Genomic DNA, 21751 nt, shown 5'->3' with positions numbered 1-21751 from the left:
CGGATGCAGGGCTCGATGGGTGGCCGGCTCGCAGCTGCGGCTCAACGACGCCTACGACTCCGAGTTCGACCGCAAGACCATGGAGCAGATCCCCAAGGACGTCAATGGCCGGGGCATCACCGGGTCGCGCCAGGCCGCGCACCTGTTCCAGGCTGCGCTGCCCGTGCTCGAGCTGCCTGCCTCCGCCGACCCTCAGGCGGGACACGCCGAGTCGGGCCAGAAGGAGCTCGTCGACGCGGTGATCGCCAAGTGGGGCGATCGCAGTGTCACCAAGGTCGCGGTGCTGCCGCGCCTCGTCACGTTCGACGACCTGCCACCGATCGAGCTCGGAGACAAGGGCGTGCTCGTCGGCCTGTCAGAGCTCAACCTCGGCCCGGCGGAGATCGACATCCACGGCGCCGACCCGCACCTGCAGGTCTATGGCGACGGCGAGACCGGCAAGTCCAACCTGCTGAAGGTGCTGATCAAGAACCTCGTCGGCAGTCGCACCCCGGACGAGATCGGCATCGTCGTCGTCGACTACCGCCGATCGCTGCTCGACGTCGTGCCGCAGGAGTACCTGCTGACCTACGCCACGGGCGTCGACCAGACGGCGCAGATGGCTGCCGAGGTGGCTGGCGCGATCCGGGCACGGGTGCCCGGCCCGGACGTCACGTCGGAGCAGCTGCGCAACCGCTCCTGGTGGTCTGGCCTGGAGGTCTTCGTGATCGTCGACGACTACGACCTGGTCGCGACGTCGCAGGGCGATCCGCTCGCCCCGCTCGTCGACCTGCTGCCGCAAGGACGAGACCTGGGCTTCCACCTGATCCTGGCGCGTCGCACCGGCGGCATGTCGCGTGCCGTGTTCGAGCCGCTGATCCAGCGTCTGATCGACCTCAGCGCCCCGGGCTTCATGTTCTCCGGCGATCGGCTCGAGGGCCGACTCGTCGGCGGGCACCCGTCACGTCGCCTCCCCGCGGCCGCGCGATGTACGTGACCCGCGACGGTGCGACGTCCCTGGTGCAGACCGCCCGCGTCGACGACGAGGAAGTCACCAGCTGACCCACCGCCTGACGTCCGAGCTTTCCTCGTCCAGATTCCGGAAACATTGTCACTTCTGGCCAAACTGACTTAGGCTGAATTGACCATGTCCACATGGTCACAAAGAACTATCGGACTTCTACAGGGGGTAAAAGACGATGACGACCGATCGCGTGTCACTGTCCGAGGGCTATGAAGGCGCTCTTCAGCAGAACAAGGGAATCGCGCAGGAAGGCGAGGCCGCACACGGACTCGCCAAGAAGCAGCACGGTCACACCGGCGATCTTCTCGGCCAGAACAAGGGCGCACTCGCGACCCAGGCCGGCAACGGATCCACCGCCACCGCCAACACGCTCTCCGCCGGCGCGCTGATGCACACCAACAACGCTTCCGGTGGCGCCGACTACCTGCGTCGCACCGCCGGCCACGAAGATGCCGCCTCGCACCAGCAGGCTGGCGAGTCGCGCACCGTCGAGACCTCTGCATCCGATCTGACCAGCAAGATCAACCGGGCCTGAGCGCCCCTTCCACGCATCAGGAGACAACCATGAGTGATCAGCTTCGCGTCGACCGCGGCTCCATCCAGCAGCACACCGACGACACCCGCGCCAACATGTCGAGCTTTTCGCGACGCCGGCGATGGTGCCGACCGCCAGCAAGCTCACCTGCAGAACCAGATGGAGAACGGCGTCGGCTCCGACCTCCAGGCGCAGCAGCGCTCGGTGACCCGCCACCACGGCGAGGAGATCGACACCAACGTCAACAAGCTTGCCCGGCAAGACCTCCGAGAACACCGACGAGTTCATCTCCAACGTCCGCAGCTCGGCCAACAAGTCGCTGCGCACGATCAACTGAGGTTGAGACATGGGCGGATCGGGTGACGTCACAGGCGTCGAGGTCGGGCAGCTGCACCAGGTAGGCAAGACGGTCTCGGGCCGTTCGGCCTCCGGTCGGGCAGCTGCCAAGGGACTCAAGGAAGGGCTCGACTCGGCAACGGGTCTGCTCGGGCACCCGATCGTCGGCGCGGCTCTCACGGGCTTCGTCAGCGATCACGTGCTCGACCCGTCCAACAAGTTCGACAACCTGCTCGAAGACGGCGGCAACAACGTCGCCAACGTGGCCTCCACTGCTCGAGCCAGCGATGAGAACGCCGGCTCCAACTTGCAGACTCCCGTGGCTGGCGCGTCCGACATCAGCAGCCGCATCAACCGCCAGGTCTGACCTGCGCGATCGCACCGAGACCGAGATGCTGACGCCGACGAGACCCTGTCCCGTGGGCGTCAGCATCACGGCTGACTCTTCACACTGACATCACAGGGGGCAGTGACATGGTCACCAGGACCGACGGACCATTCGAGTACTGGGAGGTCACCGGCGACGCCGTTCGGGCGACTGCCGAATCACCCGGTTCCAACGTCTCGGTGATCGAGTCTCTCGCCGGCGAGCTCGAGGGCGACGAGAAGCAGGCCGCTGCCGCCATCGAAGGCGACATCGAGGCCGGAGTCACGGCCAACACCACCGCCGCCAAGAATGCCGCGACGGCCCTGGCGGCCAAGGGCCAGTACGCCGTGGGCCTGCTCAAGCAGTTTCGCCGCCGATGTCGACACCTTCGACACGACCGTCAACCAGATCAACATCGACTACAAGTCGCAGTACAACTCGACGGTCAGCGGGATGCGTCAGCAGCCCGAGCACAAGAGCGGCGACGAGCCGATCGACTACGCCGGTGTCGCCGCCTCGACCAAGAGCAACCTGATGCCGCGGTACAAGACCGCCGAGACAGTGATCGACGATGCGGCCGATGCGATCGCCGCCAAGTTCAAGCAAGGCCCGACCGATGAGAACGTGCGCGAGCTGATCCGTGCGGGCCTCATCCCCCTGGCGTCGGCAGGCCTCTACCCGACGCTCGTCCTGACCGACGACGACAAGCGGCAGGCACTCAAGTCGTCGATCGCCGGGATGACACCGGCCGAGCAGGCCGAGTTCGTCAAGAACCATCCCGAGTTCGATGCCGAGCTCGTCGAGGTCCTGTCGCCTGACGCGCAGGAGATCTTGGCCAACGACGTCGCCAACGACATCAAGAACGACAAGGTCGACGCCGAGACCGTCCGCATCATGGCGCTGCTCTCGACCCAGCCCGCCTTCACCAACACCCTGTTCGACGAGGTTGAGCCGGCCGACCTGGCGAAGGTCATCAAGACCCTCGAAGAGGACGCCTTCCCACAGCCCGGGACCGAGGACCTCAGCCAGGACAAGATCGACCTCTACAAGGACTTCCTGACCGCTGCCGGCACCTCGTTTGCGACCTACACGAAGGGCGAGGGCGAGTACGCGCCGCCAGCCGACCTGTCCAAGACCTGGTACGACGCCATCACCGGCGACGACGGCTACGGCGGCAACGCCGCGGCGTTGACCCTCATGCTGCGGGCCGGCGGAGCGGAGACGTCGTTCGACACCGACTTCCTGGCCGATCTGACCGGTGACCTGTACGACTGGGAACGCGACCAGGACGGTGCGGTCTGGGGTCCGCGCGACTACGACGGCATCGTCGATCCGTTCGCCACCAAGATCGACGAAGGTCGCCATTTTGCGACCGACGGTCTGGCCAACATGCTCGGGGCCATGGAGAACTCCCCCGGCGCGGCACAGAAGTTCTTCCACGAGGGTTACCCCGATGGCGACACCTCCGAGGAGAACGACCGCCTCAAGTACCTGCTGACCGAGCGCACCTTCTCCGACTCGGCCTACAGCGACGAGGGCGATGGACTCGGTGCGGCCCTCGAGGCCGCTGCCACGGGCAACCGCGAGCACACGCTCATCCCCGGGACCAGCGAGTACGGCGACGACTGGAGCGCCAACTTCGCGAGCGAGGTCTTCAACACGATCGCCGACAAGAGCGGCACCGGCGACGGCTTCGGGCCCGACGACGTCTGGCACATCTGGCCCGACATGGCCGACAACCTCGGCGCGATCGGCGCGAGCTACAGCAGCGACATCTACGACATCGTGGGCCGGGCACCGGTTCCGGGCGGACCGCACCTGCAGATCGACCTCGCCGATCTCGACAAGGTCTTCGGCGAGATCGGGCGCGGCGACAAGACCGGCATCGAGACACTCTCGGCTGGCATCATGCTCGAAGGCAACGACCGCCTGCAGGACGCCATCGACCAGTGGAAGCAGGCGCATCCCGGCGAGCCGATCGACTTGGAGTCGGTGACCGAAGGCGCTCTGGGCGAGGCCCTGCGCGGCACCGGCGGCACGAGCGGCGAGATCCTCGGCCACATCGTCAACAAGGCGATCACGGTCGACGAGCACGACAAGAGCCTGGCCGAGACCCGCGCGGCTTACGTGTCGAAGGCGATCGACATCGCTGGCGGCTTCATCCCGGGTGCCGGGTCGGTGCTGGGCGAGGGCGCCAGCGAGCTGCTCAAGTCGGGGTACGACGTCGCCAAGAGCGAGGGTCTCGACCTGCTCAAGAACGCCGTCGAGGGTTCCGGGTCGGCAACCGGAGGCGACTACGAGCGCAGCGAGCGCTCGTCGCTCAGCCAGTCCCTGGAGAACAACATCACGAGCCAGCTCATCAGGAGCGGCGTCATCACGGTGGGCGACGGCCCCGGCCAGATCCCTGCCTCGCTCGTCACCGACGGCCCCGATGGCACCCAGGTCCTCAACCCCGATCTCTACGATGCCGACGGCCCAGACAAGATCGGCGAGGACGGCCAGTACACGCAGGCAGAGAAGAACCAGATGCTCACCGATCTCAACCGTTGGTTCGGCGACATCGACTCGCGCTACGTCGAGTCGATCACTCAGCCGGCTCAGGACGGCCTCGATCGGGAACCGAACAAGTGACCCGCCCCACCTTGCTCGCATGGTGCCTCGTCGCCGTGATCAGCACGACGCTCTCCGCTTGCGGAGGAAAGGACGACCCCATGGAGACCACGACCGACACCCCCGTCTGCGGACTCGTCGACCCCGAGCTGGTCTCGCAGGTCCTCGGCACCGCAGAGGTCAGCACGACCGGCGACGGAGCGGTCGACCGCGAGGTTCGACTGACGGCGCCGGCCAGCTGCAGCATCAAGCCGGCCGACGCATCACAACCTGTCATCCAGGTGCGGATCGGCGAAGTCGTCGACGGCGCAGACTACTGGCGCAAGAAGCTCGACCAGGAGGCTGCCAAGGCCGGCTGCGAGCTGCAGTACACCGACGATCCTGGTTACGGCTATGCGTGCGACTACACGACCGGCATGTACAACCCGGGCAGCAGCGTCGACGTGCTGCGCGGCGACCGAATCATCCGGGTCGTGATCTACAAGTGGTCCGGTTCCACGCATGAGCAGCGGGTCAAGATCGCCGAGGAGATCGTGCGGGATGCCGACAAGAACCTGACGGCCTTCGACAATTCCTCGAAGTCGTGAGATCACAGGGATAAACCGCCATGTGACGGGGTGAACATCCCCTTTTTTGCCAATCGACTTGTCTTGGCATCGTGTGGGGCGGATACTTAAGTTACTTGCGAGTAGCAAGTCGTATCTTTCAGCTCACCCCAAAGGACTGCTGGCATGAGCCACTACAAGAGCAACCTCCGCGATGTGGAGTTCAACCTGTTCGAACTCTTCGGCCGCCAGGACATCCTCGGCACCGGCCCCTTTGAAGAGGTCGACACCGACACCGCGAAGAGCATCCTCACCGAGATCGACCGGATCGCACGCGAAGACCTGGCCGCGTCGTTCGAGGACGCCGACCGTCACCCGCCGGTCTACGACCCGGCAGCCAAGACCGTCACGATGCCCGATGCGTTCAAGAAGTCGTACGACACCTGGATGGCGGCCGAGTGGTGGCGCCTGCAGGTGCCCGAGGAGCTCGGCGGCCAGCGCGCCCCGGCCTCGCTGGTGTGGTCGTCGTCCGAGTTCGTCCTCGGCGCCAACCCCGCCGTGTGGATGTTCGCCTGTGGCCCCGCGTTCGCACGCATCGTTTTCGAGAACGGCAACGAGCGCGACCAGAAGATCGCCAGCTACATGGTCGACAAGCAGTGGGGCGCCACGATGGTCCTCACCGAGCCCGATGCCGGCTCTGACGTCGGCGCCGGCCGCACCAAGGCATTCCCCAACGAAGACGGCTCGTGGAACATCGAAGGCGTCAAGCGCTTCATCACCTCCGCTGAGCACGACATGGCCGAGAACATCATGCACCTGGTCCTCGCCCGCCCCCAGGGCGTCGAGGGTGTCGGCGGCCCCGGCACCAAGGGCCTGAGCCTGTTCCTCGTGCCGAAGTTCCACTTCGACCACGAGACCGGCGAGCTCACCGGTGAGCGCAACGGCGCCTACGTGACCAACGTCGAGAAGAAGATGGGCATCAAGGTGTCCACGACGTGTGAGGTCACCTTCGGCGACGGCGCGCCCGCCCAGGGCTGGCTGCTCGGCGAGGTCCACGACGGCATCAACCAGATGTTCCGGGTCATCGAGAACGCCCGCATGATGGTCGGTGCCAAGGCCATCGCGACGCTTTCGACCGGTTACCTCAACGCTCTCGACTACGCCAAGGAGCGCATCCAGGGTGCCGACCTGACGCAGGCCTCCGACAAGGCCGCGCCCCGCGTCACGATCACGCATCACCCCGACGTCCGTCGTTCGCTGATGACCCAGAAGGCGTTCGCCGAGGGGCTGCGCTCGCTCATGATCTACACCTCGACCTGGCAGGACGAGATCCAGATCAAGGAAGCCTCCGGTGCCGATGCCGCACTCGACGAGGCGATCAACGACCTGTTGCTGCCGCTGGTCAAGGGCTACGGCTCCGAGCGTTCGTGGACGCTGCTGGGCACTGAGTCGCTGCAGACATTCGGCGGCTCGGGCTTCTTGCAGGACTACCCGCTCGAGCAGTACGTCCGCGACGCCAAGATCGACACCCTCTATGAAGGCACCACGGCGATCCAGGGTCAGGATCTGTTCTTCCGCAAGATCGTCAAGAACAAGGGTCAGGCGCTCGGCTACCTGTCCAACGAGATCGACGCCTTCGCCAAGAGCCAGGCTGGCAACGGGCGCCTCAAGATCGAGCGCGAGCTGCTCGCCAAGGGCCTCGAAGACGCCCAGGCGATCATCGGCGCGGTGTTCAACGACCTGATGGCCGCCAACCCGGCTGATGCCAACGGCGACATCAAGAACATCTACAAGGTCGGCCTCAACACGACCCGCCTCGTCTACGTGCTGGGTGACCTGGTCGTCTCGTGGCTGCTGCTGCGCGGAGCCGAGGTCGCTCTCGCGAAGCTCGGCGGCGAGGTCTCGGCTGCCGACAAGGCGTTCTACGAGGGCAAGATCGCCGCAGCGTCCTTCTTCGCCCGCAACGTGCTGCCCGGCCTGGCTGCCGAGCGCGCGATGGCCGAGAACGTCGACGGCTCCCTCATGGAGCTTGACGAAGCTGCGTTCTGATCCAGCCCGCTCGTTGAGCCGTTCAACGACGAAGCCCCCGCAACCAGTCTCCGGTTGCGGGGGTTTCGCCGTTCGCAGGTAGGGCTACCAGCTGATCAGCGCACCCGTCAGCGTGTACGGCGCGAAGTCCGAGGACAGGATCGAGAAGATCACCAGCGCACTACCGGCCAAGGCGATGTCCTTGTTGAAGGCGACCATCTCCATCTGCTTGGCCTGCGGATCGGTCTCCTTCCAGAACGCGTGCATCATGACGGCGGTGATGACCAGGAGGATCGCGAGTCCCAACGAGCCGATGTCACCCCAGATGCCCAGCAGCACCGAGACGCCGCCGGCGATGAGTGCGATGCCGCTGACCTGCACCATGAGCTTGGCGTTGCCGACACCACGTGACTGCGCATAGCCCGCCATGGCTTCGGTGGCCATCAGATGCCCGACGCCGGAGCCGATGATGAGGTAGACGAACAGGATTCGACCGATCAGGAAAATCTCGTCCATGGTGATGACCTCCACTAGATGATTGTTCAATCATGCTCGCGCTCGCCCGGTGGCACGTCAAGGCACGGTTGCCTGCACTTGCTGTGGGAAAGTTGACCAGTGAGACTCACCAACCCGCTCTGGTACTTGGCGGCCTTCTTGCTTGCCCTTGGCAGCGCGATGATCGGCACTGCCGTGGCGGCTGCCGCCTTCGACCCGGTCCGCAACACGACGGTGACCGCGACGAGCGAGCGGGTCGACGCGGCGGGCAAGTCTCTGGCGGTGTTCACGAATGACGAGGAGCACGGCGACATCGCCTGCCGGGCTCGCGGCCGGGACAAGAAGCGCATCGACATCCCGCAGAGTCGTCGGGGTGACGACCAAGAGCGAGGGCGAGACCTGGTACCTGATCGCGATTCTCAAGGACGGCAAGGACGATCTGAAGGTGGCGTGCTCACCGACTAGCGATCGGCCTGACACCGCGGGTTATGCCTATGCGACAGTCACCGGCTATGCCTCGGCCGCCAACAACGGTCGCGGCATAGCAATTCTTGGCGGCACGGTCGGAATTCTCCTTGGTGGGTTCGTCTACTGGTGCCGGCGCGGCCAGAAGCGCGAGCAGTAGCGAACAGCTCGCGCAGGCCGGTGGCCCGCCGGACGTGGGTCAGGCGGGTTGGCGGAGGCGGGTTCTTCGGCGGCGATGGACGGGTTTGCCGTCGCGTTTGGTGAACACGAACCCCTCGACTGCGTTGCCGGTGACGTTCAACCCCCCTTGGTCGCATCCAGCCTCACCAACAACTCAGCCTTCACCGAGTCAATCGCATCCTGCAGACCCTGCAACGAACGCAACGAATCACGCACATCACCCACCCTGAGCACACGCGCCGACTCACGCATCACCTCGATTGTGGGCTCCGGATTCATACTTCCAACCTAAAAGCCGCCCCCGACAGCCAAAATCCCTAGCATGACAGTTATCCACACCCTCGTGACATCCACCGCGTAGCGTGGCGACATGACCTGGACGACTGACGACATCCCTGACCTGACGGGCAAGCGTGCCGTCATCACCGGCGTCACGGGCGGGCTCGGCCTGCACACCGCGATCGGGTTGGCTCGCAAAGGCGCGTCCCTCGTCGTGACGGCTCGCGACTCAGCCAAGGCCGACGAGTCCGTCCGCCGCATCACCGATGACTCCCCCGGTACATCCGTCGACGTCGTCTCGCTCGACCTGGCCGATCTCGCCGACGCCACACGCGCGGCGAGCGAGGTCGCGACGACGTACGACCGGATAGACATCCTGATCAACAATGCGGGCATCATGGTTCCGCCGAAGCAGCAGACCCGCGACGGTTTCGAAGCTTGCAGATCGGCACCAACCATCTCGGGCACTTCGCGTGGACGGCGACCTTGTGGCCGCTTCTCGATGCCAGCGATGCACGGATCGTGTCGGTCGCCTCGCTCGCCCACCACTATGCCCGCGGCTTCGACCTGAGCACCCTGACGCCAGCCGGCTCCCCGCGCCGCTACCGCCGCTGGAAGTCGTACGGCGAGTCCAAGCCGCCAACCTGATCTTCGCGCTCGAGCCGATCGGCGGACAAAGGCCGCGGGCAGCAAGGTCGTCAGCGTCGCCTGCCACCCCGGCTACGCCTCGACCAACCTGACCAAGACCCGCCCCTCGGCCGGCGGATTCAGCCTTCCCGGCATGGGAATGCACCAGATCTCGAAGGTCATCGGCCAGTCAGCCTCCGCCGGAGCATGGCCCACCCTGCGAGCGGCCACAGATCCCACACTGCACGGCGGCGAGTACATCGGGCCGGCGTCGATGGGCGGCACTCGCGGGCGTCCCGTGCCCGTCGGCATGGACCGGCTGGCACGCGACGAGGCGCTCGCTGACGAGATCTGGTCCGCATCCGAGACTGCAACGGCGGTGAATTTCGAGGTTTGAGACATAGTGTCAACCTTTTGTGGGATGAGCCACAGCGAGGCTGATTGACCAGGCAGTGCACGCCAGGTTGACGTAACGTCGAGCAGGATGATCCGAAATATGACGCACAGCGACTTCGACAGCATCGTCGAGCTCAACCAGAACGCCCTCGAAGGCGTCGGTCCGCTCGACAACGAAAGCCTCTCGCTCCTGGTCGAGATGTCCGATCAGGCCCTCGTGGTGGACGAAGGTGACGGCGCATCGCCGGCTTCGTCATCACGGTCCCACCGGGCGCCGAGTACGACTCGAGCCGCTATCGCTGGTTCGAGGACAAGCTGGTCGACGACTACGTCTACCTCGACCGCATCGTGGTCTCAGCGGAGCACCGTCGAGAAGGCGTCGCTTCTCGCCTGTACGAAGAGATCGAGGCCGCAGCTGCCCATCGCGCTCGAGGTGTACGAGACCAACGACGTGTCGCTCGCCTTCCACGAGAGCCGCGGATTCGAGTCGGTCGGCGAGCTGGAGCACAACGGCAAGGTCAACCTGATGCTCGTGCGCGAGCCCGACGAGGCCTGAGCACAAAAGCCCGACCTACCCCAGCCCCGTCATCCGTGACCGGGCATCGGGGTAGGTCGCGAGCAGCTGGGCACGCGTCCTGACCCGGTACCGCCAGATCTGCATCAGGCCCAGCGCCCACAGGACGTACTGGAACGACATCGCCCACCTGAACGCCGACGCCGTGTAGTTGCTGCCGACTCCCGGCGAGCGCCAGTCGAGGATCAGACCGATCGCGATGACGAGCACGAGGCTCGCGATGAAGCCGCCCTGGTTGATGATGCCGGTGGCACTCGCCATCCGGTCGGCCGGATTCGACGTCCGTCCGAGGTCGAAGCCGATCATCGAGGCCGGGCCGCCGATGCCCACGATGACCACGAGCAGCACCAGCAGCCACATCGGCGCATTGCCCCGCCAGCACAGGACGACGGTCCAGACGGTCACGATCGAGAGAATGATCGCGATCACGATCGTCGAGCGGTACCAGGGATGCCGGCCGATGGCCCAGCCGAGGATCGGCCCAGCCGCCATGATGGCCACGACCATGATGGTCAGCAACGCACCCGCAGCGCCCTTCGAGAGTCCTTCGCCCCGCACGAAGAACGGATAGCCCCACAACAATCCCAACGTCGTGGTGCTGAACTGGGTCGAGAAGTGCACCCAGAAGCCGAGCCTGGTGCCAGGTTGCGCCCACGACTGCCCCAGGCTCGACTTGATCTGGGTCAACGACATCGCCGGCCCGCGGCTCGAGCGGTTCTGCGGATCGTCGCGGATCACGAAGATCATCGCGATGGTCAGCACGACGCCCAGCGAGGCCGACAGCAGATAGGCCTTGGTCCAGCCCAGCTCACCGAGTGCGATCGTCATCGGCACGGCGGCGATGACGGCACCGAGCTGGCCGATCACACCGGTCAGCTGGGTCATCAACGGGATCTGCCGAGGACCGAACCAGGTGTTGACCAGCCGCAGGACGCAGACGAACGTCATCGCGTCGCCCATCCCGACGAACACTCTGGCGACGAGCGCCAGCGCATAGGTGTCGGCGAAGGCAAATCCCATCTGCGCCAGCGTCAGGGTGATGGCTCCGGTGAGCAGGACCCGGCGGGGACCGAACCGGTCGATCAGCAGGCCGACCGGAATCTGCATCGCCGCGTAGACCAGCAGCTGCAGCATCGTGAACGTCGCAAGCTCGCCGAGGCCTGGATGTCGAACCGCTCGGTCGCGGCGAGTCCAGCCACCCCGAGGGACGATCGGTGGAACACCGCGAGCAGGTAGACCGCGAGAGCCACCGCCCACACCGCATATGCACCCGGGTGCCGGGTCTGGGGTTCAGCTCGCCTCACCCACCGAGTCTAGGCCTCGGTGCGACCCGGCTGGTGCGCGGCTGTCAGTGCGCGGCGTCGGCCTTGGCGGGGGCGCTCGGCAGCTGAAGCCGGTCGATGTAGGCCAGCCCGATCGCCGACGCGATGAAGGCCATGTGGATCAACGTCTGCCACATGATCATGGTCGCCGGGTCCTCGATGTGCGAGTTGGGGCCGAAGTACGACGGGGCCTCGATGAAGGTCTTCAACAGGTGGATCGAGGAGATGCCGATGATCGACATCGCCAGCTTGACCTTGAGGACGTTGGGGTTGACGTGCGACAACCACTCAGGCTGGTCGGGGTGACCTTGCATCTTGATCCGCGACACGAACGTCTCGTAGCCGCCGATGATCACCATGATCAACAGGTTCGCGATCATCACGACGTCGACCAGTCCGAGGACCAGCAGCATGATGTCTTCTTCGCTGAACGTGTTGAAGTCCTGGATCAGGTGGACGAGCCTCTTCCAGAACAGCACGACGTACACGCCCTGGGCCAAGATGAGCCCCAGGTAGAGCGGGGCCTGCAGCCAACGGCTGAGGAAGATCGTCGAACCGACGAAGTTGGCGAGGTGGCGGTCACGGGCGGCGGGCTCGAGTTGTCTGTTCAGTCACGCGCAGATCCTACGGGCACGCCCGCAACCGACCTCACTGCGATCAGTACGCCAGGACGAGCCCGGGCTCCCGCAGGATCGACGCGACCTCGGCCAGGAAGCGCGAACCCTGCTCGCCGTCGACGACCCGGTGGTCGAAGCTCAACGCCAAGGTCGTGACCCAGCGGGGCACGACCTGATCTTGTCGTCGACCCAGGGTCGACGTTCGATCGTGCCGAGCGCGAGGATCCCGGACTCCCCCGGGTTGAGGATCGGTGTGCCTGCATCGATGCCGAAGACGCCGATGTTGGTCAGCGTGAACGTTCCGCCAGCCATCTGTGCCGGCTGGGTGCGTCCTGCACGTGCTGTCGCCGTCAGCTCGCCCAGCGCCGCCGCCAGCTCGCCCAGCGACAGCTGTCCGGCATCGACGATGTTGGGCACCACGAGGCCGCGCTCGGTAGCGGCCGCGACGCCCAAGTTGATCGACTTCTTGACCACGATCTCCTGCGCATCCTCGTCCCACGACGCGTTGAGCTCGGGTACGTCGCGATCGCCAGGCAGATCGCCCTGGCCACGATCAGGGTCGGCGAGACCTTGACGTCGGCGAACGCCGGGGCCTTCTTGAGCGTCTCGACCAGCTCCATGGTGCGGGAGACGTCGACCGTGACCCACTCGGTGACGTGCGGTGCGGTGAACGCCGAACGGACCATGGCCGCTGCGGTCGCCTTGCGCACACCCTTGATGGGGATCCGGGTGTCCTCGCTGCTTGTCGAGAGGACAGGGGTCTCGACAGGCTCAACCGACGGGGTCTCGACAGGCTCGACCGGCGAGCCGGCGAAGGCCTCGACCTCGGCTCGGGTGATGACGTCGCCGACCGATGGCACGTCGTGCAGGTCGACACCCAGGTCCTTGGCGGCTTGCGCACCGGAGGCTTGGCCAGTGCCCGCACCGGGCCCGGCACCTTCTCGAGGTCGACCGAGGCAACCCGGCCGGGACGGGCCCGAGGCCGCGATGTCGGAGATCTTGCGTCGTCGCACCGTCGCATCGGCGCGCGGACCGTAACCGACGAGCATGGCCTGCGGTGCCTCCGACTCGGCAGCCTCGCCGCCGTCGACGATCGCCGCCGCAGTCTCCATCCGGCCGAACACCTCGCTGTGCGCCTGCGACCCGATCGAGATGATGGGTGTGCCGACCTGCACCGTGTCACCCTCGGCCACCAGCAAGGCCTGCACCTGTCCGGCGTACGGGCTCGGCAGCTCGACGATCGACTTGGCTGTCTCGATGTCGACGATGACGTCGTTGATGTTGACCATGTCGCCGACGGCTACCCGCCAGGTGATGATCTCGGCCTCCGTCAGCCCTTCGCCGACGTCCGGCAGGGTGAACTCGCTCATCTGCTCTCCTTCAGAACGCATGACTGAACCCATGACTCAGTACGCCCGGACTCGGTCGACGGCATCGAGGATGCGATCGAGTGACGGCAAGAACTCGCCTTCGGCGCGACTCGGCGGATACGGCAGGTCATAGCCCGTGACGCGTTGCACCGGCGCCTCGAGGGAGTAGAAGCACTCCTCGGTGACGCGCGCAGCGATCTCGGCGCCCAGTCCCAGCGTGCGGGCCGCCTCGTGCACGACGATCGCTCGACCGGTGCGTCGAACCGACTCGACGACGGGACCAAGATCCAACGGCGAGAGTGCTCGCAGATCGATGACCTCGAGCTCGATCCCTTCGGAGGCCGCGGCAGCTGCCGAGTCGAGGCACGTCTTGACCATCGGCCCGTACGCGATCACCGTCGCATCGCTGCCCGGTCGGACGATCTGCGACGACCACAGCGTGCTCGTCGCTACCTCGGTGTCGACCTCGCCGGCCTCCCAGTAGCGGCGCTTCGGCTCCATGAAGACGACGGGGTCGTCCGAGGCAATCGCTTGCTGGATCATCCAGTAGGCATCATGCGGGTTGGAGCACGAGACGACCTTGAGCCCGGCTGTCATCGCGAACTGGGCCTCAGGGCTGTCGGAGTGGTGCTCGACGGCACCGATGCCACCACCGAAGGGTATGCGGATCACGACTGGCATCCGCACCTTGCCGGCGCTACGGAAGTGGAGCCGAGCGACCTGGCTGACGATCTGGTCGTACGCGGGGTAGACGAATCCGTCGAACTGGATCTCGATGACCGGCCGCAGGCCACGGAACGTCATGCCGACTGCGGTGCCCACGATGCCCGACTCGGCGAGCGGCGTGTCCATGACCCGTCCGTCGCCGAAGTCTTTCTGCAGCCCTTCGGTGACGCGGAAGACCCCACCGAGGCGGCCGACGTCCTCGCCCATGACGAGCACCCGGGGGTCGTTCTCCATGGCGTTGCGCAGGCCGCTGTTGAGCGCCTTGACCATCGACATCTTCATGCCGGCACCTCCAACGACGAACGCCAGGCGACATATTCGTCGCGTTGCTGCTCCAGCTCGGGGGGTGTCTCGACGAAGACCCGGTCGAACCACTGCGCAAGATCTGGATCGGCGATCTGCTGGCAGAACTCCCGGAGCCGAGCACCGAGCTCGTCCGCCTCGTGGTCGAGGGCGGTGAAGAAGTCCGGCTCGGTGCCTTCTGCCTCGAGCAGCACGCGGATCCGGTCGATCGCGTCCTTCGCCTTCCAGGCCTCGACCTCGGCGGCGTCGCGGTAACGGCTCGGATCGTCGGACGTCGTGTGCGCACCCATGCGGTAGGTGACGGCCTCGATCAGGGTCGGACCCTGACCATCCCTGGCCCGCTGCAGCGCGACCTCGGTGACAGCCAGGCAGGCCAGGACGTCGTTGCCGTCGACTCGCACCCCCGGGACGCCGAAGCCGTCGCCGCGCTGCGCAATGGGCACACGGGTCTGGCGCGCAGTCGGGGCCGAGATCGCATAGTGGTTGTTCTGGCACAGGAACACGACGGGAGCCTGGTAGACCGATGCCCAGTCGAGCGCCTCGTTGACATCGCCCTCGCTCGTCGCACCATCGCCGAAGTACGCGATCGCCGCAGCGTCACGCTCAGGATCGCCACTGCCGACCAGACCTTCGAGGCTGAGGCTCATGGCGTAGCCGGTGGCGTGCAGGGTCTGCGCTCCGATGATGATGGCGGGCAGAGCCAGGTTGTGCTCGTGGGGATCCCAGCCTGACATCTCCGAACCGCGAAAGATCCCCAGCAGCAGGGTCGGATCGACACCCCGGCACCAGGCGACGCCGTGGTCGCGGTAGCTCGGGAAGGCGAAGTCTTGGGGGCGGAGGGCACGAGCCGAACCGATCTGCGCGGCTTCCTGTCCGCAACGATGGCGGCCACAGGCCGAGCTCACCGTGCCGTTGCAGGGCGTACGCCTCGTTGTCGACCCGGCGGGTCAGGACCATGTCGCGGTAGAGCGACTCGATCTCGGCGCGATCACCGTCGAACGAGTAGGTCTCGTCGGTGCGTCGTTCACCAGTGGGCGTCACCAGCTGGACCAAAGGTGCGTCGTCGACGTGGGAGGCAGAGGGGTCGATGATCATGCTTCTCCTCAATCATCCGGGTGCGGGGTCGCCGCGCCGGAGCTCGAAGTCCGCGATCCGTCGGAGTCACAGGGTGGTGGACGCCATCAGGATTGCAGGAGTGTGACCGGTGTCACGCTCAGCTCCACCGTAACTGCCCACCGCCCCAGTTCCAAGTCAGGACGCGTCCGGCCCCGCTCACGCTTGCCACCCCCAACGACCTGGTCCCCACCGGGTCACGATCGGGGCCGAGACCTCATCCAGGATTCAGCGCGCGCGATGACCTCGGCGTTGACCTGAGGGGAGCCGACACTGATGCGCACCCCGTCGCCAGGAAAGGGCCGCACCGAGACCGGGTCGCACGCTGCGGCGAAGCCGGCAGCGTCGTCGCCGAGCGGGAGCCAGACGAAGTTGGCCTGCGTCTGCGGCACCGCGAAACCCTGCGACCGCAAGGCCACGACCATCGCCTCGCGCTCCTGGACGATCGCCTCGACCCGCTCCTCCAACGCAGGCTGCGCCTCCAGCGACGCGATCGCCGCCGCCTGCGACAGATCTGTCACCGTGAACGGCGGAGTGGCCTTGCGGATCGACTCGGCGACCTCCGGTCTAGCGATCGCGAAGCCGACCCGCAGACCCGCCAGCCCGTAGGCCTTGGAGAACGTCCGCAGCACCACGACGTTGTCGTGCCGGTCGAGGGCGGCCAGGCCGTCGGCTGCAGCAGGATCCCGGACGAACTCGACATACGCCTCGTCCACGACGACCAGCACGTCGTCGGGCACCCGGTCGAGGAACTGCGAGAGCTCGTCGGCCGTGACCACGGGTCCGGTCGGGTTGTTGGGCGTGCAGACCAGGACGACCCGCGTACGTTCAGTCACCGCCGCTGCCATCGCCTCGAGGTCGTGCGTCGCATCGGGGCGCAGCGCGATCCGCACCGCCGTCGCACCGGTCAGCGCCGCCGCGATCGGATAGGCCTCGAACGAGCGCCAGGCGTAGACGATCTCGTCACCGGCCTCGAGGTGGGCGTTGAGCAGCGCGAACAGCACCGCGACCGAGCCCGTCCCGGCGGCGAAGTGATCCGGTGACAGCCCGAACCGCTCTGACAAGGCGGCGTACAACGGCGTCATGCCGGCATCGGGATAACGGTTGATCCGTGACAGCCGTCGGCCGCACGCTGCATGACTCCAGGCAGCGGGTCATACGGATTCTCGTTGCTCGACAGCTTGAAGTCGTCACTGTGAGCAGCCTTGCCAGGGCGGTAGACCGGGATGTCGTCGAGCGCCTTCCTGGCGCGAGGGATGCTCATGCACCGACAGTAATCGCACCGACGAGCACCTGTCAGAATCGACGGATGACCGCCCCCCGCCCCCGCCTCGGCTACGCCATGGTCATCATCGCGGCCCTGCTGTTCGGGCTCAACGGGGGCATCTCGCGAGTCGCCATGGGGGCCGGACTGACCCCGGGAGAGTTCACCACGGTCCGCATCACGTTCGCCGCACTGGTGTTCGTGGCCTATGCCGCATGCTTCCGCCGATCGGCGCTGCGTCGCCCACGCGGCACCGCCTTCTTGACCGTCGTCGCGCTCGGCCTGGTCGGCGTCGCCGCGATGCAGCTGACCTACAACGTGGCGATCACCCGACTCCCACTCGGCATCGCGCTGCTGATCGAGTACCTCGCACCGGTGTTCGTCGTGCTGTGGGTCCGGTTCGTGCGCAAGGACCCGGTCCATCCGCGCATGTGGGCCGCCGTGGCACTCGCCCTGGGTGGCCTGGCCGTCGTCAGCCAGGTGTGGAACGGGCTGACGTTCGACGGCCTCGGCGTCCTGATGGCGTTGCTGGCGGGCATCAGCTTCGCCGCGTACTTCCTGATCGGCGAGCACGGCCTGGGCTTCGACGACCCGCTGCGCGTCATCTTGTGGGCGTTCATCGTGGCGACCGTCGCCATGAACCTGTTCCAGCCCATCTGGGAGACCCCCACACTGCCCGACAGCACCTCCTGGCTGGGCCGCCTCGACGAGTACTCCGTCAACCCCCTGGTCCCGATCGCGATGGTCGTCGTGCTCGGCACGGTCATGCCGTTCTTCCTGCAGCTCATCGCCCTCAAGCACCTCCCGGCCTCGATCGTGGTCGTCGTCGCGATGCTCGAACCCGTCATCGCGAACGTCCTCGGCTGGGCCTGGTTCGCCGAGACCCTGAGCCCGGTCCAGGTGCTCGGCGCCACCGCAGTGATCGCCGGAATCGTGCTCGCACAGACGTCCCGCACGGTCGAGCACGCGATCCCCGCACCCTGAGGGGCGCGGCCGGGCCGTCGACAGTGCAACAATCAAGCCATGGAGCGTTTCCTCTCGACCTGGCTCGTCAGCGCCGTAGCCCTGTCCGTCGCAGCATGGCTGCTCGGCGACCACATGAGCATCGGCGATGCCGATGAGTCCAACGTGGCCCGCATCGTCGCAGTGCTGCTGGTCGCCCTCGTGTTCACGATCATCAACAGCTTCGTCGGCCCCGTCCTCGAGCTGCTGTCGCTGCCGTTCATCATCATCACGCTGGGCCTCGCCCTGCTCGTGATCAACGCGCTGCTGCTGTTGCTGACCGAGAAGATCACCGACCTGTTCGACGTCGCCTTCCACATCGACGGCTTCTGGTGGGCTGTTGTCGCCTCGATCATCATCTCGGTGAGCCAGTCGATCGTCGGCGCCTTCGTCAACCCGCCGAAGCAGTCGGTCCGCGTCATCCGCAACTAGGACCACAGGCATGACGTACACCGTCGCGATGGTCTGCCTCGGCAACATCTGTCGCTCACCCATCGCGCACGTCGTCCTCGAGGATCGTCTCGTCAAGGCCGGCCTCGACGACCAGGTCGCCGTCGTGTCGTCCGGCACAGGAGGCTGGCACGAGGGCAACCCCATGGACCCTCGCTCGGCCGACGTCCTCGCCCAGGCCGGCTACGACCCGTCGCGCCACGTCGCCCGGACGTTCACGACCGACTGGTACGCCGAGTACGACCTGCTGCTGGCGATGGACCACAGCAACCGGTCCGACATGCTCGACCTGGCGCCGACCGTCGACCAGCAGCATCAGGTCAGGCTGTTCCGCGAGTTCGACCCTGAGGCCACCGAGCTCGACGACGAGGTCCCCGACCCCTACTACGGCGGCACCGACGGGTTCCACCACGTCCTCGCGATGGTCGAGCGCACCGTCGACCAGCTCGTCGAACAGCTGCCCCAGCTGACCCGTTCGTGACGTGTGGCGGCTTCCCCCGTCCGCCGTTAGGCTGCGAGCAATTGCACTGCGAATCCGGGGGAATCACATGACCGTACGACTTCGACGACGCATCAAAGGCCTGTCCATCGCTGCGGCGATGACGACAGCGGCACTCGTCAGCACCACCGCTCCGGCCCAGGCCGCGACAGGCTGGACCACGATCTTGTCGCAAGACGGTTCTCACGTCCTCGCCTGCAAGCGAGCGGTCACGGGCCCGTTCGGACCGTTGTGGGAGATCACTCTCGGAGCGCTGACCGCGCCGGGCTACGGCGCCAGCGGCAGCGCCACCGTGCTGCGTTCGGGCAAGCAGGTCGCGAAGACCAGCGTGTCCGCTCGTGACGGCCAGTGGAACTTCACCACCATCCATGCCTCACGCCTGCTTCCGGACAAGGTCGACTTCACCGGCGGTTTCAGCGTCACGTCGATCCCCGGATCCGGCGGCGGTGGCAGCACCGGGCCGAAGAACCCGGCGACCTACCTCGCCACCTGCGCCTGACCCGACTGGCCACGCCCCGACTGGCCACGCGGTAACGTCGTGCTCATGGCACGCATGGCAGGGACCGCGGCCCGGGCAGAGGCACTCCTCGGTCTGGGTGTCGTCTCGACCACCCCTGTCGCCGGGGGCGACATCTGCACCACGACCCGACTTCGCCTCACCGACGGCCGCGGCGCCGTCATCAAGACCCGTCCGCATGCGCCCGAGGGCTTCTTCGAACGCGAGGCCGCCGGTCTTCGCTGGCTCGGAGAGGCCGATGGCGCGAAGGTGCCCACGGTGCTCGCGGCCGCCGAGGACTGCCTGGTCCTCGACTGGGTCGAGCCGGTCAAGCCGTCGACCGAGCTCGCCGAACGCTTCGGACGCGACCTGGCAGCAACCCACCTGTCTGGCGCCGACGGCTTCGGCGCCCCCCAGGACGGGTTCATTGGGCTCGCCCCGCTGCCGAACCGCCCCTTGCCGACCTGGCCGGAGTTCTTCGCGTCCCGTCGCGTCATGCCGTACGTCCGGGCCGCCGTCGATCGTCGTGCGCTGACCTCCGACGAGGCGACGACCATCGAGGCCGCGATGCGCCGCATCCACGATCTCGCCGGCCCAGCCGAGCCGCCGGCACGCATCCACGGCGACTTGTGGTCCGGCAACATCGTGTGGGGTGCCGACGGCAACGTGTGGCTGATCGACCCTGCCGCCCACGGCGGGCACCGCGAGACCGATCTGGCGATGCTCTCGATGTTCGGCGCACCGCACCTGCAACGCATCCTCGATGCCTACGCCGAGGCGGCACCGCTCGCCGACGGCTGGCAGGACCGCCTGGCCCTGCACCAGCTGCATCCCCCGCTCGTGCACGCCGTGCTGTTCGGCGGCACCTACGGATCACGTGCGGCTCAGGCCGCACACAGCCTGTTGTCGGCCTGATCTCAGGACACCTTCAGACATGACGGGCAGACTGGGTGCCATGCGCATTCTTGTCGTCGACGATGACCGCGCCGTGCGTGACTCACTGCGCCGGTCACTCGAGTTCAACGGCTACACCGTCGACCTCGCTTCTGATGGCGCCGAGGCTCTGGCGCGCGTTCCCCAGATCAACCCCGACGCGATCGTCATGGACGTCATGATGCCCCGGCTCGACGGCCTCGAAGCGACTCGCGCGCTGCGCAATGCCGGCAACGACGTCCCGATCCTCGTCCTGACGGCTCGCGACGCGGTCTCCGACCGGGTCGACGGGCTCGACGCCGGCGCCGACGACTACCTGACCAAGCCCTTCGCCCTCGAAAGAGCTGCTGGCCAGGATCCGCTCGCTCCTGCGCCGGTCGTCACGCGCCGCCGAGGTCGAGCCCGACGAGGCGCCGCTGACGTTCGCCGACCTGTCCCTCGACCCAGTGACCCGCGACGTCACCCGCGGTGGACGCTCGCTGTCGTTGACCCGCACCGAGTTCGCCCTGCTTGAGCTCTTCCTGCGCCGACCCAAGCGCGTCCTCGAACGGTCCTTCATCCTCGAGGAAGTGTGGGGATTCGACTTCCCGACGACGGCCAACTCACTCGAGGTGTACGTCGGCTACGTGCGACGCAAGCCTCGAGGCCGAGGGCGAGTCCCGCCTGCTCCACACGGTGCGTGGCGTGGGCTACGTCCTGCGCGAGACCCCACCGTGATCGACGCGGTCCACCGCGCACTGCAGAAGATCACAGGCCGGATGTCGCTGGCCCTGCGCGTCGCGGTGCTCACGACCGCGGCCGTCGCCCTCACGCTGGGTGTCGTCAGCGCGGTCGCCTTCGTGACGGTTCGAGCCGAGTTCGAGAGCTCGCTCGACGAGTCGATGCTGCGGCGCGCCAATGCCGCCGTCGACAGCGGATACAGCCAGGCGCTCCAGACCAGCGAGTCGGTGCAGGCGTTGGCCTACCTCGGCATCTTGCCCTTCATCGTCGAAGGAGGTCGGCTGTTCACCTCCGACCCGGCGACCAGCACGGAGTTCGCCAAAGCTAAGGGCGTGCGTGGCTGGAGGTCTCGATCGGCGAACGCAAGCAGTCGGTGCGCACCGTCGTCATCCAAGGGGTGCCTCATCGGGTCGTCGCAGTCAGCGCAGGCCCCGGCAAGGCCCTCGTCCTCGCCCAGTCGATGGAGTCGAACCGCGACGCCCTCGAGCGGCTGAAG

26 protein-coding genes and 2 pseudogenes are annotated in these 21751 nt (G+C 66.5%); 19 read left to right on the top strand and 9 right to left on the bottom strand.

Annotated elements, in window-relative coordinates; genetic code table 11:
• The first annotated feature begins 79 nt into the window (after positions 1–79).
• The 7 genes from ACHMWU_RS28260 (at position 80) to ACHMWU_RS28230 (ending at position 7445) form a co-directional block, all read left to right on the top strand.
• Positions 80–976 (top strand): FtsK/SpoIIIE domain-containing protein, encoded by an 897-nt coding sequence (locus ACHMWU_RS28260; protein ID WP_396049264.1) that lies wholly within the window; start codon positions 80–82, stop codon positions 974–976.
• Between the two features lie 202 nt (positions 977–1178).
• On the top strand, positions 1179–1538 hold the full coding sequence (locus ACHMWU_RS28255; protein WP_396048807.1) for a hypothetical protein: 360 nt from the start codon (positions 1179–1181) through the stop codon (positions 1536–1538).
• A gap of 33 nt (positions 1539–1571) precedes the next feature.
• A complete protein-coding gene (locus ACHMWU_RS28250) occupies positions 1572–1901 on the top strand; it encodes a hypothetical protein (protein ID WP_396048806.1) in 330 nt (109 codons plus the stop codon).
• Complete coding sequence (locus ACHMWU_RS28245) at positions 1885–2241, top strand: hypothetical protein (protein ID WP_396048805.1); 357 nt, start codon at positions 1885–1887, stop codon at positions 2239–2241. Before ACHMWU_RS28250 ends, ACHMWU_RS28245 begins: the two co-directional genes overlap by 17 nt.
• Positions 2242–2550: 309 nt before the next feature.
• Positions 2551–4872: a hypothetical protein gene (locus tag ACHMWU_RS28240; RefSeq protein WP_396048804.1), complete on the top strand. Its 2322-nt coding sequence runs from the start codon at positions 2551–2553 to the stop codon at positions 4870–4872.
• 80 nt (positions 4873–4952) lie between these two features.
• Positions 4953–5438, top strand: coding sequence for a hypothetical protein (locus tag ACHMWU_RS28235; protein ID WP_396048803.1), 486 nt, complete (start codon positions 4953–4955; stop codon positions 5436–5438).
• Between the two features lie 144 nt (positions 5439–5582).
• Positions 5583–7445: an acyl-CoA dehydrogenase gene (locus ACHMWU_RS28230; RefSeq protein ID WP_396048802.1), complete on the top strand. Its 1863-nt coding sequence runs from the start codon at positions 5583–5585 to the stop codon at positions 7443–7445.
• A gap of 84 nt (positions 7446–7529) precedes the next feature.
• On the opposite strand, the gene ACHMWU_RS28225 is transcribed toward ACHMWU_RS28230, so the two are convergent.
• Entirely contained in the window at positions 7530–7940 is a 411-nt protein-coding gene (locus ACHMWU_RS28225; RefSeq protein ID WP_396048801.1) for a DoxX family protein, read from the bottom strand.
• A gap of 99 nt (positions 7941–8039) precedes the next feature.
• On the opposite strand from ACHMWU_RS28225, the gene ACHMWU_RS28220 reads away from it, so the two are divergent.
• From ACHMWU_RS28220 to ACHMWU_RS28200, 5 genes are all read left to right on the top strand, one after another.
• A complete protein-coding gene (locus tag ACHMWU_RS28220; protein ID WP_396048800.1) occupies positions 8040–8384 on the top strand; it encodes a hypothetical protein in 345 nt (114 codons plus the stop codon).
• Entirely contained in the window at positions 8365–8544 is a 180-nt protein-coding gene (locus ACHMWU_RS28215; protein WP_396048799.1) for a hypothetical protein, read from the top strand. Before ACHMWU_RS28220 ends, ACHMWU_RS28215 begins: the two co-directional genes overlap by 20 nt.
• Before the next feature lie 390 nt (positions 8545–8934).
• Complete coding sequence (locus ACHMWU_RS28210) at positions 8935–9414, top strand: SDR family NAD(P)-dependent oxidoreductase (protein WP_396048798.1); 480 nt, start codon at positions 8935–8937, stop codon at positions 9412–9414.
• Between the two features lie 216 nt (positions 9415–9630).
• On the top strand, positions 9631–9867 hold the full coding sequence (locus ACHMWU_RS28205) for a hypothetical protein (RefSeq protein ID WP_396048797.1): 237 nt from the start codon (positions 9631–9633) through the stop codon (positions 9865–9867).
• Between the two features lie 347 nt (positions 9868–10214).
• Positions 10215–10505 carry a hypothetical protein gene (locus tag ACHMWU_RS28200; RefSeq protein ID WP_396048796.1) on the top strand — a complete coding sequence of 97 codons (291 nt, stop codon included), beginning with the start codon at positions 10215–10217 and terminating at the stop codon, positions 10503–10505.
• Here ACHMWU_RS28200 and ACHMWU_RS28195 read toward each other — a convergent pair.
• The 8 genes and pseudogenes from ACHMWU_RS28195 to ACHMWU_RS28160 all read right to left on the bottom strand — a co-directional run bounded on the left by ACHMWU_RS28195 (position 10438) and on the right by ACHMWU_RS28160 (position 17155).
• Entirely contained in the window at positions 10438–11574 is a 1137-nt protein-coding gene (locus ACHMWU_RS28195) for a nitrate/nitrite transporter (RefSeq protein ID WP_396048795.1), read from the bottom strand. The two genes, ACHMWU_RS28200 and ACHMWU_RS28195, sit on opposite strands and share 68 nt — an antisense overlap.
• Positions 11575–11788: 214 nt before the next feature.
• On the bottom strand, positions 11789–12373 hold the full coding sequence (locus tag ACHMWU_RS28190) for a TIGR00645 family protein (protein ID WP_396049263.1): 585 nt from the start codon (positions 12371–12373) through the stop codon (positions 11789–11791).
• Between the two features lie 46 nt (positions 12374–12419).
• Positions 12420–12548, bottom strand: coding sequence for a 2-oxo acid dehydrogenase subunit E2 (locus ACHMWU_RS28185; protein WP_396048794.1), 129 nt, complete (start codon positions 12546–12548; stop codon positions 12420–12422).
• Positions 12518–13749, bottom strand: a pseudogene (locus ACHMWU_RS28180) (dihydrolipoamide acetyltransferase family protein). Before ACHMWU_RS28180 ends, ACHMWU_RS28185 begins: the two are co-directional and overlap by 31 nt.
• Before the next feature lie 36 nt (positions 13750–13785).
• Positions 13786–14757, bottom strand: a complete 972-nt coding sequence (locus ACHMWU_RS28175; protein WP_396048793.1) for an alpha-ketoacid dehydrogenase subunit beta — start codon at positions 14755–14757, stop codon at positions 13786–13788.
• Positions 14754–15683, bottom strand: coding sequence for a thiamine pyrophosphate-dependent enzyme (locus ACHMWU_RS28170; RefSeq protein ID WP_396048792.1), 930 nt, complete (start codon positions 15681–15683; stop codon positions 14754–14756). Before ACHMWU_RS28170 ends, ACHMWU_RS28175 begins: the two co-directional genes overlap by 4 nt.
• A gap of 405 nt (positions 15684–16088) precedes the next feature.
• Positions 16089–16976: a histidinol-phosphate transaminase gene (locus ACHMWU_RS28165; protein WP_396048791.1), complete on the bottom strand. Its 888-nt coding sequence runs from the start codon at positions 16974–16976 to the stop codon at positions 16089–16091.
• The gene (locus ACHMWU_RS28160; protein ID WP_396048790.1) at positions 16973–17155 is read right to left on the bottom strand and encodes a hypothetical protein; all 183 of its coding nucleotides are present in this window, start codon (positions 17153–17155) and stop codon (positions 16973–16975) included. Before ACHMWU_RS28160 ends, ACHMWU_RS28165 begins: the two co-directional genes overlap by 4 nt.
• Before the next feature lie 45 nt (positions 17156–17200).
• Between ACHMWU_RS28160 and ACHMWU_RS28155 the strand changes: the two genes are divergently transcribed.
• The 7 genes and pseudogenes from ACHMWU_RS28155 (at position 17201) to ACHMWU_RS28125 (ending at position 21749) form a co-directional block, all read left to right on the top strand.
• The gene (locus tag ACHMWU_RS28155) at positions 17201–18139 is read left to right on the top strand and encodes an EamA family transporter (protein WP_396048789.1); all 939 of its coding nucleotides are present in this window, start codon (positions 17201–17203) and stop codon (positions 18137–18139) included.
• A 39-nt stretch (positions 18140–18178) separates the two neighbouring features.
• Positions 18179–18589, top strand: a complete 411-nt coding sequence (locus ACHMWU_RS28150; protein WP_396048788.1) for a phage holin family protein — start codon at positions 18179–18181, stop codon at positions 18587–18589.
• A gap of 10 nt (positions 18590–18599) precedes the next feature.
• The gene (locus ACHMWU_RS28145; RefSeq protein WP_396048787.1) at positions 18600–19088 is read left to right on the top strand and encodes a low molecular weight protein-tyrosine-phosphatase; all 489 of its coding nucleotides are present in this window, start codon (positions 18600–18602) and stop codon (positions 19086–19088) included.
• Positions 19089–19155: 67 nt separating this feature from the next.
• Positions 19156–19605, top strand: coding sequence for a hypothetical protein (locus ACHMWU_RS28140; protein ID WP_396048786.1), 450 nt, complete (start codon positions 19156–19158; stop codon positions 19603–19605).
• 45 nt (positions 19606–19650) lie between these two features.
• A complete protein-coding gene (locus ACHMWU_RS28135; RefSeq protein WP_396048785.1) occupies positions 19651–20517 on the top strand; it encodes a fructosamine kinase family protein in 867 nt (288 codons plus the stop codon).
• Positions 20518–20557: 40 nt separating this feature from the next.
• Positions 20558–21252, top strand: a pseudogene (locus tag ACHMWU_RS28130) (response regulator transcription factor).
• Entirely contained in the window at positions 21249–21749 is a 501-nt protein-coding gene (locus ACHMWU_RS28125; protein ID WP_396048784.1) for a hypothetical protein, read from the top strand. Before ACHMWU_RS28130 ends, ACHMWU_RS28125 begins: the two are co-directional and overlap by 4 nt.
• The last annotated feature ends 2 nt before the right edge of the window (positions 21750–21751 follow it).

Origin of the sequence: Aeromicrobium sp. UC242_57 (assembly GCF_044452305.1) — a bacterium.
Taxonomy (GTDB): Bacteria; Actinomycetota; Actinomycetes; order Propionibacteriales; family Nocardioidaceae; genus Aeromicrobium.
The sequence above is the reverse complement of the archived record's forward strand: the minus strand, read 5'-3'. Positions and strand labels throughout refer to the sequence as shown.

Excerpts from the sequence above, each read along its gene's own strand:
- ACHMWU_RS28260 (WP_396049264.1), top strand. The coding sequence starts at position 80 with ATGGAGCAGATCCCCAAGGACGTCAATGGCCGGGGCATCACCGGGTCG.
- ACHMWU_RS28255 (WP_396048807.1), top strand. The coding sequence starts at position 1,179 with ATGACGACCGATCGCGTGTCACTGTCCGAGGGCTATGAAGGCGCTCTT.
- ACHMWU_RS28245 (WP_396048805.1), top strand. The coding sequence starts at position 1,885 with ATGGGCGGATCGGGTGACGTCACAGGCGTCGAGGTCGGGCAGCTGCAC.
- ACHMWU_RS28240 (WP_396048804.1), top strand. The coding sequence starts at position 2,551 with ATGCCGCGACGGCCCTGGCGGCCAAGGGCCAGTACGCCGTGGGCCTGC.
- ACHMWU_RS28235 (WP_396048803.1), top strand. The coding sequence starts at position 4,953 with ATGGAGACCACGACCGACACCCCCGTCTGCGGACTCGTCGACCCCGAG.
- ACHMWU_RS28230 (WP_396048802.1), top strand. The coding sequence starts at position 5,583 with ATGAGCCACTACAAGAGCAACCTCCGCGATGTGGAGTTCAACCTGTTC.
- ACHMWU_RS28225 (WP_396048801.1), bottom strand. The coding sequence starts at position 7,940 with ATGGACGAGATTTTCCTGATCGGTCGAATCCTGTTCGTCTACCTCATC.
- ACHMWU_RS28210 (WP_396048798.1), top strand. The coding sequence starts at position 8,935 with ATGACCTGGACGACTGACGACATCCCTGACCTGACGGGCAAGCGTGCC.
- ACHMWU_RS28205 (WP_396048797.1), top strand. The coding sequence starts at position 9,631 with ATGCACCAGATCTCGAAGGTCATCGGCCAGTCAGCCTCCGCCGGAGCA.
- ACHMWU_RS28195 (WP_396048795.1), bottom strand. The coding sequence starts at position 11,574 with ATGCTGCAGCTGCTGGTCTACGCGGCGATGCAGATTCCGGTCGGCCTG.
- ACHMWU_RS28175 (WP_396048793.1), bottom strand. The coding sequence starts at position 14,757 with ATGAAGATGTCGATGGTCAAGGCGCTCAACAGCGGCCTGCGCAACGCC.
- ACHMWU_RS28165 (WP_396048791.1), bottom strand. The coding sequence starts at position 16,976 with ATGACGCCGTTGTACGCCGCCTTGTCAGAGCGGTTCGGGCTGTCACCG.
- ACHMWU_RS28160 (WP_396048790.1), bottom strand. The coding sequence starts at position 17,155 with ATGAGCATCCCTCGCGCCAGGAAGGCGCTCGACGACATCCCGGTCTAC.
- ACHMWU_RS28155 (WP_396048789.1), top strand. The coding sequence starts at position 17,201 with ATGACCGCCCCCCGCCCCCGCCTCGGCTACGCCATGGTCATCATCGCG.
- ACHMWU_RS28150 (WP_396048788.1), top strand. The coding sequence starts at position 18,179 with ATGGAGCGTTTCCTCTCGACCTGGCTCGTCAGCGCCGTAGCCCTGTCC.
- ACHMWU_RS28145 (WP_396048787.1), top strand. The coding sequence starts at position 18,600 with ATGACGTACACCGTCGCGATGGTCTGCCTCGGCAACATCTGTCGCTCA.
- ACHMWU_RS28140 (WP_396048786.1), top strand. The coding sequence starts at position 19,156 with ATGACCGTACGACTTCGACGACGCATCAAAGGCCTGTCCATCGCTGCG.
- ACHMWU_RS28135 (WP_396048785.1), top strand. The coding sequence starts at position 19,651 with ATGGCACGCATGGCAGGGACCGCGGCCCGGGCAGAGGCACTCCTCGGT.